Genomic DNA, 13,853 nt, shown 5'->3' with positions numbered 1-13,853 from the left:
TATTTAAAATTTTCGAATTGATTTCCTTCATTATTCATAGTCTAAAATCCTTTCAAAACCTTGATATGACTATATTGTAGCATATTTTATCAAAAAACACAACAACTTCGCTAAATGTATATTTAGCGAAGTTATAAATTGGGGGTATTTTAGAAATTCATATGTGTATTTCAAACAATCTGATTTAAGATTGTTTTTTAACTTTGTTTAACCTTGAAACATCTTATTTTATTAAAAATATCTTTTGATGAAAAATTATAAAGTATTTATTCTAACTAACTGTAATACAATTAGTATTACATATAAAAGTAATACGTTTTATACAGAATAATAAATATCAATATATCTTAAATATAACCAAAACCATAGTAAATATACATTATAAATAAAATAATATAGTATATTTGCTAATTTAATTACCTATATAAATTAAAGACTCTATTCTAATATCGTATTTAGATATTAGAACGCAAAAATAATGAAGATAACTTAAATTTAGCTATCTTCATTTTATTGTGTTTCCTTATAATATAAGCATATCGCAATTTTTTAATTATGATAATTCGTCTAAGTTGTTACTTTCTTTTCCATCAGGAATACTTCTTAAATAAGCTTCCCCTTTCTTTGAATGAGAAATTATTACTCCATCAATCATTCCCTCTTCTGCAAGCTTTACACCTTCAGCTTTAGAAACAGTCTTTCCACTACTTAAAACGTAATCTGTAATTTCTCCATTACTATTCTTTTTTACTTTAACTATAGAATCTGACATGATTATCACCTTCCTTTACTATTATTTTGCATACTTTTTTAAAAAATATTCCCTGTAAAAAACCATTTTTATTTGTTATAATTAAATTATAAAAGGTTTACATAATGAGAAATGAGGGGTGATTATTTTGTATTTAGAAAAAATTATTAAAGCAAAAAAAAATATAGAAGATGTAGTTATAAAAACACCTTTAATATACAGCGAGGTTTTTTCAAGGAAATCTGGAAACCAAGTGTATATGAAATGTGAAAATTTACAATTAACAGGTGCTTACAAAATAAGAGGTGCCTTAAATAAAATAAGATCCTTATCAGATGAAGACAAAGTAAAAGGGGTTGTTTGCTCTTCTGCTGGAAATCATGCTCAAGGCGTAGCTTTTGCAGCATCACAAGCTAATGTTAAATCAACTATAGTAATGCCAAAGACTACTCCTCTACTAAAAATCCAATCAACAAAGGATTTAGGAGGAAATGTTGTTTTATCAGGTTATGTTTATGATGATGCTTTTAATGAGGCTAAAAGAATTGAACAGGAACAAGGAGCCTTATTTATACACCCATTTAATGATATTGATGTAATTTGTGGACAAGGCACAGTAGCCTTAGAAATATTTGAAGATTTAAAGGATGTAGATGTTATTCTCTGCCCTATAGGTGGCGGTGGCTTAATAAGTGGAGTTACCTTAGCTGCTAAGGCCTTAAACCCTAATGTTAAAGTAATTGGAGTACAAGCAGAAGGGGCAAATGCAATGGTTAAAAGTTTTAAGGCAGGAGAAATAATTGCTTTAGACTCTGTTGATACCATTGCTGACGGAATTGCAGTAAAAAGACCTGGGGATTTAACATTTAAATTTATAAAAGAATATGTTGACGATATAATAACTGTATCAGACCATGAAATTGTTGAAGCATTCTTTACTTTAAGTGAAAAACATAAACTTCTAGCAGAAGCTTCAGGAGCTGTATCATTAGCAGCCTCTTCTAAATTAAATTTTAAAGGTAAAAATGTAGTATCAATAATAAGTGGTGGTAATATAGATATGGTTACTATAACCGCATTAATAAATAGTGCATTAGTAGCTAAGGGAAGACTTTTTGGTTTTAGTCTAGAAGTTCCTCATAAACCAGGCCAAATATTAAAAATTGCTAAAGTTCTTGCTGATACTAATGCTAATATAGTAAAACTTGAACATGATCATTTTAAAGCAACAGATGCTCTTAAGAACATGGTTATAGAAGTAACCTTAGAGACCAATGGCCACTCTCATATAGATGAAATTAAAAAAGCTTTAACAGATCAAAACTATGTAATAAAACAAATTTACTAATTTTAAAATAAAAAAAGAGGTGAAAAAATCACCTCTTTTTTTAGTAAGAAAATACTTCATCTTCTATACTCTCATCAGTATCTATATGCTCTACACTTAAGTCAACATCTTTTAAGTCTATTATTTTAGTTTTATATTTAATTTTATAATATGCAAATAATCCAAAGAATAGAGGTAATCCAATATAAGATGAAATTAATCCACCCCAGTCTACTCCATTTCTAACATCTAAGTATGCATATCCTTGACCTAAAACTATTATTCCACATAATATTAAAGCTATTATAGGTCCTAATGGGAATAATTTAGCTTTATAAACTAATCTATTCATATCTTTACCTTGAGCTACATAAGCTTTTCTGAATCTATAATGACATATTGCGATTCCAAGCCAAGCTATAAATCCTGATAATCCTGATGCTGCTACAAGCCATACATAAACTGTATTTTCAGCATAAATACCTGTTAAGAAACATAAACTTGCAATTATTGTTGTTATTATAATAGCATTAACTGGTACTCCTCTAGAATTAGTTTTTTCAAAAATCTTAGGTGCCATTCCACTTTTAGCCATAGCATAAAGCATTCTACTTGATGCATACATACCTGAGTTACCAGCTGATAAGACAGATGTTAGTATTATGGCATTCATAATTGAAGCTGCTCCAGCTAATCCTAATTTTTCAAATACTATTGTAAAGGCACTTGTTTCTACTCCAGCTTGAGCATTTGGTACTAAAGCACCAATTACTAAAATTGTTCCTAAATAAAATAATAAGATTCTCCAAAATATTGTATTAACAGCCTTAGGTACATTTTTTTCAGGATCTTCACTTTCTCCAGCGGCAACCCCTACTAATTCAGTTCCTTGGAATGAGAAACCAGCTATTAAGAAAATCATGAAAATTGTAAAGGCACTTGTTTCTACTCCAGCTTGAGCATTTGGTACTAAAGCACCAATTACTAAAATTGTTCCTAAATAAAATAATAAGATTCTCCAAAATATTGTATTAACAGCCTTAGGTACATTTTTTTCAGGATCTTCACTTTCTCCAGCGGCAACCCCTACTAATTCAGTTCCTTGGAATGAGAAACCAGCTATTAAGAAAATCATGAAAATTGATTTTGCTCCTCCAATAAACGGGCCTCCATTTTCATAGAAGTTTTTGAATCCTACATTATCTCCACCTAATATTCCAAAAATCATAAGAACTCCTACGATTAAGAATATTATAACAGTAGCAACTTTTACAGCTGCAAACCAAAACTCTGATTCTCCATAAGCTTTGGCAGATAATAAATTAAGAGTTAATATAATTACTAAGAATAATGCGCTCCAAACTATTGCTGGAACATTAGGAAACCAAAACTTCATTAATAAAGAACCTGCAACCATTTCTGCTGCTATTGTTATAGCCCAGTTATACCAGTAATTCCATCCTAAAGCAAATCCTAAAGCAGGATCAACAAATTTTGTTGCATAAGCTCCAAAGGAACCTGTTTCTGGCATATATGTTGCCATCTCCCCTAAGCTTGTACACAAGAAATATACCATTACTCCTATAATTCCGTAAGCTACAAAAGCTCCTCCTACACCGGCTTGATGAAGTGTATCTCCCATGGCTAAGAAAATACCAGTTCCTATGGCACCACCCATGGCAATCATACTAAGATGTCTTGATTTCAAGCCTCTTTTTAGATTAGTATTTTGTTCTTGACTCATTTTTTTAGTCCTCCTTATGGTTTTAATAATTAAGCCATAAGTGATAACTAAGTTTTCGCTAACAAAAGAAACCCTTAAGCGTGTTTCATGCTTAAGGGTTCGTAAAGTTATATACAATACTCTTCTTTCATGATAGCACACCACAAAATAATTTGTGACAGTGTTACATATATTATATGTAACCCCAACCTAATAGAATTAAAGCCTCTTCTAATGGTTTCGGCGATTCATCCTTTCACTTTGCTTCAACGTGCTTACCTCTGCAAAGATACTATTAATCATCGCGCCTCTATCTCAGTTATTCACTTTATATTAACAATTATGAGATTAAATTTGCAAAATGTCAATATTTTTTTATTGATAAATAAAAATTATAAACAAAAATTATTGAACAATTTATAAAATAATTTAGATTTTATTGTTGACTTTAAATCCTAACTATAGTAATATGTACTCATACAAAAAACATGTGTATTCAATAAGAATACAAAAGGGGGCTATTATGAAAAATTTATCCTTAATAAAAAGAATATTTGTTGCAATTATTTTAGGAATACTTATTGGGCTAGGATGTTCCTATATTAATTTAGATATACCTATTAGAATATTAATGACCTTTAATAGCATATTTGGGAATTTACTAAGTTTCTTAATCCCACTTATAATAGTTGGGTTTATAGTTCCTGGTATAGCATCCTTAGGAAATAAATCAGGAAAGGGACTTTTCATAACTACTTTAATTTCATATGCTTCAACATTTTTAATAGGAATACTTACTTTCTTTATAGGACGCGCAGTACTTCCTAAATTTATAGTAAGTGCTTCTCTAAGCACTGGATCAGTAAATGTTGATCCTTATTTTACAATTGATATTCCTCCAATGTTTGGTGTTATGTCAGCTTTAGTTTTTGCATTTTTATTAGGAATAGGAATATCAAGAATAAAAAATAGTTACTTATTAAAAGTATCAGAAGAATTTAATCACGTTATTTCATTAACTATAAAAAATGTGTTAATACCTTTAGTACCTATTTACATACTTTCAATATTTTCAAAGTTAAGTTATAATGGTGAGATTTTTACTACTTTAAAGTCTTTTGGACTTGTGTACTTAGTTTTATTTTCAATACAAGGATCTTATTTAGTGGTTCAATATGCTTTAGCTGGAACTTTAAAGAAAGAAAATCCATTAAAATTACTTAAAAATATGATTCCTGCATATATGACAGCTTTGGGAACTCAATCATCAGCAGCTACAATCCCAGTTACTTTAAACTGTACTAAGGAAAATAAAGTTGATCAAGATGTAGCAGATTTTGTTATTCCTTTAGGAGCAACAATAAATTTAGCAGGTGATACTATTACTTTAGTTCTTGCATCAATGGCTGTAATGTATATGAAAGGACAAGTTCCAACTTTCTCTGTTATGGTTCCATTTATAGTTATGTTAGGAGTAACTATGGTAGCAGCACCAGGGGTACCAGGTGGCGGAGTTATGGCTGCTTTAGGATTACTTGAAGGTATGCTTGGATTTGGTAATGTTGAAAAATCCTTAATGATAGCACTTCATGCTGCTCAAGATAGTTTTGGAACAGCAACTAATGTAACTGGAGATGGGGCTATAGCTATAATAGTAGAATCAATATTAAAGAAAAGAAATAATACTAACATTAAAATTGAAGAGGCTGAAGAAGACTTTATTCCAAAGGTTAGTTGTAATTAAAAAAATGACTATGAGAAATTCTCATAGTCATTTTTTATTTAAGAATTATATTGCTACTTTTAGGGAATAATTGATCATATAAAGAATCAAAGCCCTCATCAGCTAATACTACCTCTGTATCATCATTTACATAAAATTGATTCATAGTATTCATTACAAGTTCATATTTTTTTAAATTACCCTCTTCAAGTAAAACTTCATAAAGATATGCTAAGTGATTTTGCATATACTCTTGCATTTCTTTAAGTTCTTCATCAGAAACCTTATTTTCTTTATGAAGCTTATTTACAGGTCCATTTCTAAAAATAAAATATGTTGAAGCTTTTGCTATTCTAGCAATATGTTCTTTAGTCTTAGTATCCTTCATATTTTCCACCTCTTCCATCTAACGTAATAATTATAAAATAAAATTAAGTACATTTCAATTTTCTTATTTATTCTAATATAGTAAGTTTTAACAGGGAAATTTTACTTAGTTATGAATTTTTTTATTAAAATATTCAATTTATTTGACATATAGATTAACAATGGTTATAATCATTTTGTTTGGTTTTCTTTTAAGTTTTTAAATACACATTAAATATTTAAATTCACATTCAAAAATACGATTCACAAAACTCAAAAACAAGGAGTGTATTAAAAATGAAAAAAGAAAAACTTATTCCTAAGCTTATATTTTTCTTATTAGGAATGGCAATCATACAATTAGGTGTTGTAATATTCTTATTAAGCGGAGCTGGATCAGATCCCTTTACTGTATTTACTCAAGGACTTTCAAAAGCTCTAAGCGTTTCAACTGGAACTGCTAACATGATAATACTTGTTACTTTAGTTATTGCAATCTTCATTGCAGATAGAAAACAACTTAAAGTTGGAACTTTTGTACTTGTTTTAGTGGTAGGCCCTACTATAGATGCAATCATGGGAATATTACATAGATTTGGTTTAGATACTTCACTTAGTAACTTTAACTTATTTACAAAATGCGTAATTGTAGCTGTAAGCTGTATTATAATAGCTATAGGATTCTCATTCTTAGTTAGTACTGAATTAGGAGTTGCACCAAACGATTTAGTTCCTCTTATAATAAGAGATAAAACTAACTTCCAATACCGTTGGATACGTATCGGTTTAGATTTAAGCTTCCTAGTAGTTGGTTATTTACTAGCTGGTGTTGTAGGTCTTGGAACAATAATAGCAGTACTTTTCACAGGTCCAGCTATACAATTTTTTATGCCGCCATGTGAAAAAATTGTACATAAATTTATAGGCAAAAATGCTGCTTAATAATAGAAAAACAGTCCATATGGACTGTTTTTTTTATATTTCTTGATATCTAGCTATAAGTTCTACTAATTCATCACAGAAAGCATCATATTTTTCTGTAGGATGTTTCACTGTAATTGTAATTTCTTCACCAATCTCTACTTTTTTCTGGTCCGGAGAAAAGGTAAATGCCAATGTATCTTCTCTGTTATATATAGGTTTTATAGTAACATGAAAATCTTCTCCTAAAATTTTCTTTCTTAATAATGTCATAATAATCACCTCACCGTTTTATTATAACAATAAAAGAAAAACATGCCAATATTGGCATGTTTTTATATTGTATCAAAAAAAGCGTTTATCTTTTCCAATTCTCCATTTGCAAAAGTATAATCATTTAAATCATCTTTGCTTATCCATTTATATGTAGTTATATTAGAGCCACAAGTAATTTTTTCTTTTAAGGAACCTGTAAAAACTCTTAAAGTTTCTTCTTCATTAACATTTAAATCACATAGTTGATTTAAATCAAAAACTATGGTTTTTAAATCTTCCTTTATTGCTCTATTTGCGCATTTTTCTGGAGTTTCTCTTCCTTTTATTTTTCTTTCAAAAATATACCATAGGTGCTCATCTGCTTTTTTTCCTTTTCTTTTTGAAATTAAAATATTATTAAAGTCATCCTTTATAATAATAGAACAAAATTTAATATTACTCATATACGTCTCCCCTTTTACACATTTCGCTTTTTATATACATATTATAGCAAATTATTATATATTATTCCTCTATTTTAATATAAATTCAAATAAAATTTTCAATATTATTTAATAGTTAATTGATTTAAAACTATAAAAAATTTCTATATTTTAATATAAGTTTTTAATTTTAAATACATACTTTAACAGTAATATACAACGGATAAAAAACTAAATTTAAAGCAATAAATTCGTAAAATAACGTATATTTGTTGCTGCTTAAAAAATATAACTCCGTATTTTTTTATAAAAAGACGAATTATAAGATTGATAAATATATACTACTTTATAATCTAAAGAAGTTTTAAGTTATTTATATCTAAATCATAAGTAACATCTTTTCTTTCAACTATTACTTTAATTTTTTCTTTAATTTCATCACATTGGAGAACTTTAGTGATAAGCTCTCTTGTTGGATTAATTGCATATGGTATTCCAACATTTTTAAACATTGTAAAATCTCCAGAGGTATCTCCATAAGCATAACTATTTTCTAAGTCTATATTATGTTTTTCTTTTAATTCTAAGATAGCTTTTTCTTTGCTTTCAGAATCCCACATTGGAATTATATCTCCGTTATATGTATTATTATGATCAAGCTTATATATAGTTCCTTTAAAATCATTCATATTGTATTTTTCTGACATTTCTTTTACAAGCTCATAAGGAGATCCAGAAATAGCTATGACAATATGACCTTGTTCTTTATGCCATTTAATTCTTTCTCTAGTAAATGTATAAACTCTATCTCCTTTTTGTTCTATTACTTTCTTAGCTATATATTCTATATGATAACTGCTTATTCCTTTTATTGCTTCAGTATATATATCAACCATTTTTAATAAATATTCATCATATCCACCTTGTCTTTTATCCCATTTTATGAATGATGGACGTACATCCTTATACCACTTAGTTTCATCAACTAATTCGTATTTTATTATTTTTTTAAATACTTCTGTTATTAATCCTTCTCTATATATTGTTCCATCAATATCAAAAAATGCTGCTATGTTTTTTTCTTTCATTTTCTTCACTCCTCTTCTGTAAAATTTCTATTTATGTATTATTTAACAGTATATCATAAATAAATAAATTTTAAAGGGATTTAATTATTTATAATTGTACCCATACATTTGATAATACACTAATAATATTTTAATATATAAATATATTTTGGTTCTGGAGGTAGAAAAATATGAATGTTAACACTAACAGTAAATTTCATAAGACAGTTTTTACAGCACTAATGATTGCAATAATATTTATATCAGCAAATTTAATAAGAATTCCTACTGTAGGAGGCTTTGTTCATCTTGGAGATTGTATGGTTCTTTTAGCAGCAGCCTTATTAGGGAAAAAGCGTGGAGCTTTAGCTAGTGGTATAGGAATGGCTCTTGTGGATTTATATAGTGGATATATAATTTGGGCACCTTTTACATTTATAATAAAAGCTTTAATGGCATATATAGCTGGAGCTATTTTAGAGTATAATCATAGAAAAAGTTATTTAGTACCATTTTTAATTTCTGGTATATTTATGGTTGTAGCTTATTTCTTATCTGGTGCAATAATAGCATTTTTATTTACAGGAAGCTCTAATACCATAATAGGAGCTTTAGTATATTCAGCAAAGGATATAATAGGTAATATACTTCAAGTTGGGGTTGGTATAGTTATAGCCTTACCTCTTTCAAAAATATTATATAAACAAGAAAATAAAGTCTTTAATTAGAGTTTTTATTTAAATATAAAAAACAAAAGAGGATGCACATTTAACATTTAATACATCCTCTTTTTTTACATATAATTATTCCATTATTAATTTAACAGGACAGTGATCAGATCCTAGTATTTCAGTATCTATAGAAGCTTCTTTTATTCTATCTTCTAAATTATTTGAAACTAAAAAATAGTCAATTCTCCATCCAGCATTGTTTTTTCTTGCATTAAATCTATATGACCACCAAGAATAAATCCCCTCTAAGTCTGGGTTGAAATAACGGAAAGTATCTATAAACCCACTTGATAATAATGTAGAAAATTTATCTCTTTCCTCATCTGTAAAGCCAGCATTTTTTCTATTTGTCTTAGGATTCTTTAAATCTATCTCCTTATGAGCTACATTTAAATCTCCACATACAACTACTCCCTTTTTAGATGAAAGTTCTAAAAGATAATTTCTAAAATCATCCTCCCATTCCATTCTATACTCTAATCTGGCAAGTTCACTTTGTGAATTTGGAGTATAAACAGTTACCATAAAGAAGTCTTCAAATTCTAAAGTTATAACTCTTCCTTCTTTATCATGATGCTCCATATTTATTCCATAATAAACATTTAGAGGTTCTTTTTTAGTGAATATTGCAGTTCCTGAATACCCCTTTTTCTCAGCATAGTTCCAGTATTGATGATATCCCTCTAGATCTAAATCTATTTGTCCTTCCTGAAGTTTAGTCTCCTGTAGACAGAATATATCAGCATCTTCAGATTTAAAGTAATCTAAAAAGCCTTTTTTAACACAAGCTCTTAAGCCATTAACATTCCATGATATTAATTTCATTTAAATTTCCTCCTATACTTAATCAATAAAAAATATAATTAAGTTTTAAAATATAACAACTGATTTGTTTCTAAATCCAATTGTATATAATATATTGTAATAAAAAAAATTAAATAAATCATTATTTAATTTTAAATAATTGTAATATAATTATTTAAAAGAAATAACAAGGGGGCTAAATTAAATGAATAAAGTAAAATTAAATTTTTGGTTGCTTTAAATTTACTCTATATAACTTACAAAAGCTACTCCATTATAAGTATCAATTGATTTAAAACCTATGTTTTTATAAAATTCAATTGAAGATTCTTTATCCTCACTTATTAGAATCTTTTGTCTAACATGTTTATATTCATCTAATACAGAATCAATCAAACCTCTACCAATACCATTACCTTGATATTCGGGAAGTACTACTATATCTTGTATATATATTATAGTTAGTCCATCTCCAACAACTCTAATAAGACCTATTAATTTTTCTTCATGCCATGCTGAAATTATCTTTAATGAATTTTTAAATGCCTCTTCTAATTTTTCTAAATCTTCAGTATAGTCAAACCATCCTGCACTTTCATATAAGTAAGAAATACTTTTTATATCCTTAATTAAATCTTTTTTTAAAATCACTTTTCCTAAATTCATAATCCCTCTTTAACCAAAATAATATTTTTTATTTATTATATTCAATGTTAATCTATATAAACTTTAAATATTTTAGATACATTATGAGTTGAATCCCAAATACCATCCACCTGAAAAGCATATTCTCCTTTTTCTTCTGGAAGCATAAATGAAAATTCTTTATTAGATTCTTCTTTCAAAAGTTTATAATCCTTATAAGGAGAAATAGAAATGTCCTGTATAACTACAGAATTTGGTTCTTTAGAGAATCTTATTTCTATTTTTTCTCCTCCCTTTGCATATAATGGCTCCTTTAAATTTTCAATAGGCTCAGCAAAAGTGCTATTTCCTCCTGTTTCTTTATTAAACCAATTAAATTCTCCATTTATTGTTGATACTTTTTCATTATTATAAGTTATTTTAATGGATAGTTTATTAATTGGAACATCACCTTTAAAAATCATAGCTATTATAATAATTGTAACTATTATAAATGTTAAGAAAAATATCAATTTACTTTTATGCTTCAAAAATATACTCAACTTATAATATCCCTTCTTTATTGTAATTAAATGTATTTTATTCTATTATAAGTAATAAAATGATGAGAATCAATTGATTTAAATAAGTTTTTAGAATATATTTTCTAAAATAAAAAAACTCTAGTTATAAAGCTAGAGTTTTTTTATAAATTTATTAAACTATTTTATATTTCTGCTTCCTGGCTTTATGTAAGGAACTCCTTCTTTACATAGTGGGCAATTTTCTGCCTCAAAGCTTTCTATATCAAGCTTTATTGAACTATACATCGGGAAATCTGTTACATTGCCTGGAGTTCTATCTACTATACAAACTACTGCAACAACTTCTCCCCCTTGTTCTTCAATTACCTTTGCAGCTTCCTTAAAGCTCTTACCTGTAGTTACAACATCCTCTGTTATTACTACTTTTTGTCCTTTTTCTATAGTAAATCCTCTTCTTAGAGTCATTTCTCCATTTTCTCTTTCAGTAAAGATTGCAGGCTTACCTAATTGTCTTCCTAATTCGTAAGCTACTATAACTCCTCCCATAGCTGGTCCTACAACTAAGTCAAAGTCTATATCTTTTAATTGATCAGCTACAACCTTTAATACTTTCTCAGCTTTTTCTGGGTATTTTAATAATTGAGCACATTGGCAATATCTATTTGAGTGTCTTCCTGATGATAATAAGAAATGTCCTTCTAATAATGCTCCAACCTCTTTTAATGTATCTATAACCATAGCGTCTGTATTTTTCATATTTAATTCCTCCAAAACTTTCTTATTTATTTTCTTAATATCTTCAAAATTACTTTTTATAAAAATCACTATATTAATATGAAGATAAATTTTGTGATTTAATAATCTTTAAAATATATTTATAATCTTTATTAGCTATTTAATCTTTTATTACTTTATGCATCCTACAATTTCATTAATATTTTTTAATCCTTCTTTTTTGCAAAAGTCTTCTAATCCTTTTATTATTTCTATACCTGCTTTAGGATTTACAAAGTTTATTGTACCTATTTGTATAGCTGATGCTCCTGCCATCATAAATTCTATGGCATCTTCTGCTGTAGAAATTCCTCCTAATCCTATTACTGGAATGTCTACAGTTTTAGCTACTTCATGAACCATTCTAAGGGCTATAGGTTTTACAGCTGGGCCAGAAAGTCCTGCATACACATTATTAAATACTGGCTTTCTATTTTTTATATCTATTGCCATTCCTTTTAATGTATTTATTAGGGAAATTGAATCTGCTCCTGCCTCTGCACATTTATATGCCATATTGCATATATTTTCAGCATTTGGTGATAATTTTACCATTAAAGGTTTATCACATATTTTTCTAACCTTAGAAACCACTTCATATGCCACATCTGATTGTATTCCAAAGGCCATTCCACCAGATTTTACATTAGGACAAGATATATTTAACTCTATCATGTCTATCTTTTCTTTATTTAAAAGAGATACTGCTTTTTCATAATCCTCTATAGTAGCTCCCCCTACATTTGCTATTATATTTGTTCCTAGTTCTAACATTTTAGGAAGTTCTACTTCTATAAATTTCTCTATTCCTGGATTTTGAAGTCCTACTGAATTCATTATTCCTTGAGGAGTTTCATATATTCTTATTCCTTCATTACCTTCTCTACTATTAAGAGTTAGTCCTTTTGAACTTATTCCTCCTAATTCTCCCACATCATAGAAGTTATTATACTCAGCTCCAAAGCCGAAAGTACCTGATGCTGCTATAACAGGGTTTTTAAAATCTACTCCATTTATAACTGTTTTTAACATACTTTTAACCCCTCCTAAATTAGAATTCAACTTCTAATCCATTAAATACTGGACCATCTTTACAAGTTCTCTTATTTCCTGACTTTGTTTTACATGTGCATACTAAGCAAGCACCTACTCCACAAGCCATATGTTTTTCCATGGAAATATACACATTAACCTTAGCTTCTCTGCACATTTCAACTACCTTCTTCATCATAATTTCCGGTCCACAGCATAGTACTGTATCATACTCTTGAAGAGGAAGAATTTCTGTTACAAATCCTTTATGTCCATGTTTTCCTGTATTTGTTGAAATTTTAACCTCGTCTACATATTCTGATATTTCATCTACTAAGTATATGTCATCTCTAAATCCACCATAGAAATCCATTTTCATATCTTTATTATTTTTTCTAAGGCTTTTTGCAAGTTCTAGCATTGGAGCTGTTCCTATACCTCCACTTACTAAGGCAACTTTTCCGTAATCTTTATTTATATCGAAACCATTTCCTAAAGGACCTATTATTTCTATTTCATCTCCAGAAATCATTTTTTTCATCTCATTTGTTCCGGCTCCAACAGTAGCATACACAAAACGTACATCATTCCCATTTACTTCACAAACACTTATTGGTCTTCCTAAGAAAGTGTTTGGAGTTTTTATCATATAAAATTGTCCTGCATTTATTTTAGCTTCATGTTCTACTACTAGTGAGTATATTCCCTCTACTAATTCAATATTTTCTTTTACTTTACCTTTGAAATATTCCATAGCCATAATCTGT

At 28.3% G+C, this 13,853-nt stretch carries 16 protein-coding genes and 1 riboswitch; of the genes, 4 read left to right on the top strand and 12 right to left on the bottom strand.

Translation table 11 applies throughout. The annotated features are described in order from the left end of the window. Positions 1-553 precede the first annotated feature (553 nt). On the bottom strand, positions 554-772 hold the full coding sequence (locus tag I6G60_RS09625; RefSeq protein WP_003452540.1) for a DUF3892 domain-containing protein: 219 nt from the start codon (positions 770-772) through the stop codon (positions 554-556). Between the two features lie 127 nt (positions 773-899). Here I6G60_RS09625 and ilvA point away from each other — a divergent pair, with 127 nt between their 5' ends. Continuing rightward, the gene (gene ilvA, locus I6G60_RS09620) at positions 900-2,099 is read left to right on the top strand and encodes a threonine ammonia-lyase (RefSeq protein WP_110034748.1); all 1,200 of its coding nucleotides are present in this window, start codon (positions 900-902) and stop codon (positions 2,097-2,099) included. Positions 2,100-2,139: 40 nt separating this feature from the next. Here the strand turns inward: ilvA and I6G60_RS09615 are convergent, their stop codons facing one another. After that, the gene (locus I6G60_RS09615) at positions 2,140-3,822 is read right to left on the bottom strand and encodes an amino acid permease (protein ID WP_197925265.1); all 1,683 of its coding nucleotides are present in this window, start codon (positions 3,820-3,822) and stop codon (positions 2,140-2,142) included. A 125-nt stretch (positions 3,823-3,947) separates the two neighbouring features. Then, positions 3,948-4,122: riboswitch (Lysine riboswitch) on the bottom strand. A gap of 202 nt (positions 4,123-4,324) precedes the next feature. Between I6G60_RS09615 and I6G60_RS09610 the strand changes: the two genes are divergently transcribed. Then, entirely contained in the window at positions 4,325-5,545 is a 1,221-nt protein-coding gene (locus I6G60_RS09610) for a dicarboxylate/amino acid:cation symporter (RefSeq protein ID WP_011590681.1), read from the top strand. Positions 5,546-5,579: 34 nt separating this feature from the next. On the opposite strand, the gene I6G60_RS09605 is transcribed toward I6G60_RS09610, so the two are convergent. Then, positions 5,580-5,912 carry a hypothetical protein gene (locus I6G60_RS09605; RefSeq protein WP_003456465.1) on the bottom strand — a complete coding sequence of 111 codons (333 nt, stop codon included), beginning with the start codon at positions 5,910-5,912 and terminating at the stop codon, positions 5,580-5,582. Between the two features lie 275 nt (positions 5,913-6,187). Here I6G60_RS09605 and I6G60_RS09600 point away from each other — a divergent pair, with 275 nt between their 5' ends. Next, positions 6,188-6,832 carry a YczE/YyaS/YitT family protein gene (locus I6G60_RS09600; protein ID WP_003456593.1) on the top strand — a complete coding sequence of 215 codons (645 nt, stop codon included), beginning with the start codon at positions 6,188-6,190 and terminating at the stop codon, positions 6,830-6,832. A 33-nt stretch (positions 6,833-6,865) separates the two neighbouring features. On the opposite strand, the gene I6G60_RS09595 is transcribed toward I6G60_RS09600, so the two are convergent. The 3 genes from I6G60_RS09595 to I6G60_RS09585 form a co-directional block, all read right to left on the bottom strand. After that, positions 6,866-7,084, bottom strand: coding sequence for a hypothetical protein (locus tag I6G60_RS09595; protein WP_111744192.1), 219 nt, complete (start codon positions 7,082-7,084; stop codon positions 6,866-6,868). A gap of 62 nt (positions 7,085-7,146) precedes the next feature. Continuing rightward, positions 7,147-7,530 (bottom strand): NUDIX domain-containing protein, encoded by a 384-nt coding sequence (locus I6G60_RS09590; protein ID WP_011010301.1) that lies wholly within the window; start codon positions 7,528-7,530, stop codon positions 7,147-7,149. Positions 7,531-7,862: 332 nt separating this feature from the next. Continuing rightward, positions 7,863-8,597: an HAD-IB family hydrolase gene (locus I6G60_RS09585; protein ID WP_011010302.1), complete on the bottom strand. Its 735-nt coding sequence runs from the start codon at positions 8,595-8,597 to the stop codon at positions 7,863-7,865. A gap of 170 nt (positions 8,598-8,767) precedes the next feature. Here I6G60_RS09585 and I6G60_RS09580 point away from each other — a divergent pair, with 170 nt between their 5' ends. Further along, positions 8,768-9,304: an ECF transporter S component gene (locus I6G60_RS09580; RefSeq protein WP_110084413.1), complete on the top strand. Its 537-nt coding sequence runs from the start codon at positions 8,768-8,770 to the stop codon at positions 9,302-9,304. A gap of 75 nt (positions 9,305-9,379) precedes the next feature. Here the strand turns inward: I6G60_RS09580 and xth are convergent, their stop codons facing one another. The 6 genes from xth to I6G60_RS09550 all read right to left on the bottom strand — a co-directional run bounded on the left by xth (position 9,380) and on the right by I6G60_RS09550 (position 13,846). Further along, entirely contained in the window at positions 9,380-10,132 is a 753-nt protein-coding gene (gene xth, locus I6G60_RS09575) for an exodeoxyribonuclease III (protein WP_011010304.1), read from the bottom strand. A gap of 222 nt (positions 10,133-10,354) precedes the next feature. After that, positions 10,355-10,777: a GNAT family N-acetyltransferase gene (locus I6G60_RS09570; protein ID WP_111744193.1), complete on the bottom strand. Its 423-nt coding sequence runs from the start codon at positions 10,775-10,777 to the stop codon at positions 10,355-10,357. A gap of 47 nt (positions 10,778-10,824) precedes the next feature. Beyond that, on the bottom strand, positions 10,825-11,298 hold the full coding sequence (locus I6G60_RS09565) for a glutaminase (RefSeq protein ID WP_111744194.1): 474 nt from the start codon (positions 11,296-11,298) through the stop codon (positions 10,825-10,827). Between the two features lie 159 nt (positions 11,299-11,457). Further along, positions 11,458-12,036, bottom strand: a complete 579-nt coding sequence (gene pyrE / locus I6G60_RS09560; RefSeq protein WP_003456665.1) for an orotate phosphoribosyltransferase — start codon at positions 12,034-12,036, stop codon at positions 11,458-11,460. Between the two features lie 150 nt (positions 12,037-12,186). Next, positions 12,187-13,086 (bottom strand): dihydroorotate dehydrogenase, encoded by a 900-nt coding sequence (locus I6G60_RS09555; protein WP_003462564.1) that lies wholly within the window; start codon positions 13,084-13,086, stop codon positions 12,187-12,189. Positions 13,087-13,105: 19 nt separating this feature from the next. Continuing rightward, complete coding sequence (locus I6G60_RS09550; RefSeq protein WP_003462569.1) at positions 13,106-13,846, bottom strand: dihydroorotate dehydrogenase electron transfer subunit; 741 nt, start codon at positions 13,844-13,846, stop codon at positions 13,106-13,108. Between the last annotated feature and the right edge of the window lie 7 nt (positions 13,847-13,853).

Origin of the sequence: Clostridium perfringens (assembly GCF_016027375.1) — a bacterium.
GTDB lineage: Bacteria > Bacillota > Clostridia > Clostridiales > Clostridiaceae > Sarcina > Sarcina perfringens.
Note: the sequence above shows the minus strand (reverse complement) of the source record. Positions and strands in the feature narration are given on the sequence as shown.

Coding starts and splice junctions, on each gene's coding strand:
- I6G60_RS09625 (WP_003452540.1), bottom strand. CDS start 772: ATGTCAGATTCTATAGTTAAAGTAAAAAAGAATAGTAATGGAGAAATT.
- I6G60_RS09615 (WP_197925265.1), bottom strand. CDS start 3,822: ATGAGTCAAGAACAAAATACTAATCTAAAAAGAGGCTTGAAATCAAGA.
- xth (WP_011010304.1), bottom strand. CDS start 10,132: ATGAAATTAATATCATGGAATGTTAATGGCTTAAGAGCTTGTGTTAAA.
- I6G60_RS09555 (WP_003462564.1), bottom strand. CDS start 13,086: ATGTTAAAAACAGTTATAAATGGAGTAGATTTTAAAAACCCTGTTATA.
- I6G60_RS09590 (WP_011010301.1), bottom strand. CDS start 7,530: ATGAGTAATATTAAATTTTGTTCTATTATTATAAAGGATGACTTTAAT.
- I6G60_RS09595 (WP_111744192.1), bottom strand. CDS start 7,084: ATGACATTATTAAGAAAGAAAATTTTAGGAGAAGATTTTCATGTTACT.
- I6G60_RS09605 (WP_003456465.1), bottom strand. CDS start 5,912: ATGAAGGATACTAAGACTAAAGAACATATTGCTAGAATAGCAAAAGCT.
- I6G60_RS09570 (WP_111744193.1), bottom strand. CDS start 10,777: ATGAATTTAGGAAAAGTGATTTTAAAAAAAGATTTAATTAAGGATATA.
- I6G60_RS09610 (WP_011590681.1), top strand. CDS start 4,325: ATGAAAAATTTATCCTTAATAAAAAGAATATTTGTTGCAATTATTTTA.
- I6G60_RS09550 (WP_003462569.1), bottom strand. CDS start 13,846: ATGGCTATGGAATATTTCAAAGGTAAAGTAAAAGAAAATATTGAATTA.
- I6G60_RS09580 (WP_110084413.1), top strand. CDS start 8,768: ATGAATGTTAACACTAACAGTAAATTTCATAAGACAGTTTTTACAGCA.
- I6G60_RS09585 (WP_011010302.1), bottom strand. CDS start 8,597: ATGAAAGAAAAAAACATAGCAGCATTTTTTGATATTGATGGAACAATA.
- I6G60_RS09600 (WP_003456593.1), top strand. CDS start 6,188: ATGAAAAAAGAAAAACTTATTCCTAAGCTTATATTTTTCTTATTAGGA.
- pyrE (WP_003456665.1), bottom strand. CDS start 12,036: ATGAAAAATACAGACGCTATGGTTATAGATACATTAAAAGAGGTTGGA.